General features: G+C 64.3%; 2 protein-coding genes. Both read right to left on the bottom strand.

Annotated elements, in window-relative coordinates:
- Positions 1-123: 123 nt before the first annotated feature.
- Positions 124-978 (bottom strand): carboxylating nicotinate-nucleotide diphosphorylase, encoded by an 855-nt coding sequence (gene nadC / locus OHD62_RS35460; RefSeq protein ID WP_006205536.1) that lies wholly within the window; start codon positions 976-978, stop codon positions 124-126.
- On the bottom strand, positions 975-2,232 hold a 1,258-nt coding region (locus OHD62_RS35455), incomplete at its 5' end, for an L-aspartate oxidase (protein ID WP_263792396.1). The genes OHD62_RS35455 and nadC, both read right to left, overlap by 4 nt.

Raw genomic sequence — 2,232 nt, 5'->3', positions numbered from 1 at the left:
GTCGTCGTCGGACTCGTTGCGTGCAGGTCCATGCGGTTTCTCCGGTTCTGGCTTTTCGGGGTCTTCACTTTCTGATTGACGAAGAGGGAGGTCATCGACCGCTCCCGTCCGTTCGCCGCGCGATCATGAGCTCCGATAGTCGAGGCCGATATCCAGGATCGGCGCGCTGTGGGTCAGTCGACCGATGGAAATCAGATCAACGCCGGTCGCGGCAATCGCTGGCGCCGTATCGGACGTGATCGTGCCTGAAGCCTCCGTGATCGCCCGACCGCCGACGATTGCGACGGCGCGACGCAGATCGTCGAGGGACATGTTATCGAGAAGGACTGCATCGGGAGCGAAACCAAGGACCTCCTCCAACTGGGCCAGGGTATCGACCTCGACTTCGATCTTGACGAGATGGCCGGCGCTGTTTCGTGCCCGCTCGAGCGCGGTGCGAATTCCGCCGGCGATGGCAATGTGGTTGTCCTTGATCAGGATGGCGTCGTCGAGGCCAAAGCGGTGATTGGCGCCACCTCCTGCGCGCACGGCGTACTTTTCGACTGCCCGCAAACCGGGCGTCGTCTTGCGGGTGCAGACGATCTTCGCACCATGTCCGCGAACCGCGGCCACGATCGATGCCGTTGCCGTGGCGATGCCGCTCAGATGGCACAGAAAATTGAGTGCCGTGCGTTCGGCCGTGAGAATGGCCCGGGCCGGCCCAACCACGGAGGCAATGACCTCTCCTTTCGCCACGTCGCTGCCGTCCGCCCGCTCCACGGAGATTTCGACGTCAGGATCGATCAGCCGGAAAGCAAGCATCGCCAGATCGAGACCGGCCACAACGCCCGACTGGCGCGCCGCCAGCACGGTCCTCGCCTGGTGTTCTTTCGGGACGACGGCGTCCGTGGTCACGTCACCGGCTCTGCCAAGGTCTTCGAGAAGAGCCGCCCGGACAAGCGGCTCCAACATGACCGTGGGAAGTGGTGCGAGCTTCATAACCTGGCCCCCTCGAGGCTCGGGACGTGTGCGAGTTCCCGCGCTGCCGCCAGGGCATCGGCGAGAGTAAGTTCGAAACGTCTGGCAACGGCTTCACGATGCGGAAAGTCGGCGCGGTAGTGGGCGCCACGGCTTTCCTCGCGCGACAAGGCGGCGATCGTCATCATCAGCCCGACAGACGCGGAATCCGATGCCGCGTCGTTGGCCTCGGCGAGCGGCAACAAAGCACGCGCTGTTGCTTTCAAACATTCACCATTCCGGACGATGCCGAGTGCGCTCGAGAGGAGAGGGCGCACGGGTATGGGATCGGGCGATGGGTAATCGCGTGCAAAGACAGGCTTTGTCCGGCGCGCAGGCGTACCGGCGACGCTTTCCGCGACCCAGCGCGCGCACACGATGGCCTCGGTCAGGGAGTTGCTAGCGAGCCTGTTCGCGCCATGCAATCCGGTGGAGGCTACCTCGCCGCAGGCCCAAAGTCCTGAAACAGAGGTGCGACCGGCGCCATCCACGGCGACGCCACCCATGTGGTAGTGCTGTGCGGGGCGGATAGGAATGAGGTCATGTGCCGGGTCGATGCCGACTACGCGGCAGGCTGCTGCGATCGTTGGAAACTGCCGCCCGAATGCCGGGCCGGGCTTTTCCCGCACATCGAGAAAGACCCGATGGCCATCGGCAAGATGCTTCCAGACAGCGCGCGCCACGATGTCGCGTGGCGCGAGTTCCGCACCTCGCAAACCGTCGACGAAACGCCGCCCTGTCTCGTCGACGATGGTTGCGCCTTCGCCGCGAACCGCCTCGCTGATGAGCGTCATGGGGCGGTTCGATCCATCAAGCGCGGTCGGGTGGAACTGGATGAATTCCAGATCAGCAAGGACAGCACCTGCGCGCGCTGCAAGTGCCAGGCCCTGTCCGCAACTGCCCAAGGGATTGGTGGTGTCGATAAACAGGCCGCCAATCCCGCCTGTTGCGAGGACCACCCGTCGCGAGCCGAAGAATACCGAACCCATCGAACAGCTTGCCCAGACACCCCGGACCGCATTCTGCTTGACCGCCAGCCGACGCGCTTCCACACCTTCGACGACCACGATCGACGGGGCGGAACGCACAGCCGCGACCAAGGCACGCATGACTTCGCGTCCGGTGCCGTCGCCACCGGCATGAACGATGCGCCGTCGGCAGTGCGCAGCCTCCAGTCCAAGGCGCAAAGACCTTTCCGGCGTGTAGTCGAAACGGACCCCAAAACCCTCCAGCGTT

Source organism: Mesorhizobium sp. YC-39, assembly GCF_025753795.1.
In the GTDB taxonomy this organism is placed as follows: Bacteria; Pseudomonadota; Alphaproteobacteria; order Rhizobiales; family Rhizobiaceae; genus Mesorhizobium.
The sequence above is the reverse complement of the archived record's forward strand: the minus strand, read 5'-3'. Positions and strand labels throughout refer to the sequence as shown.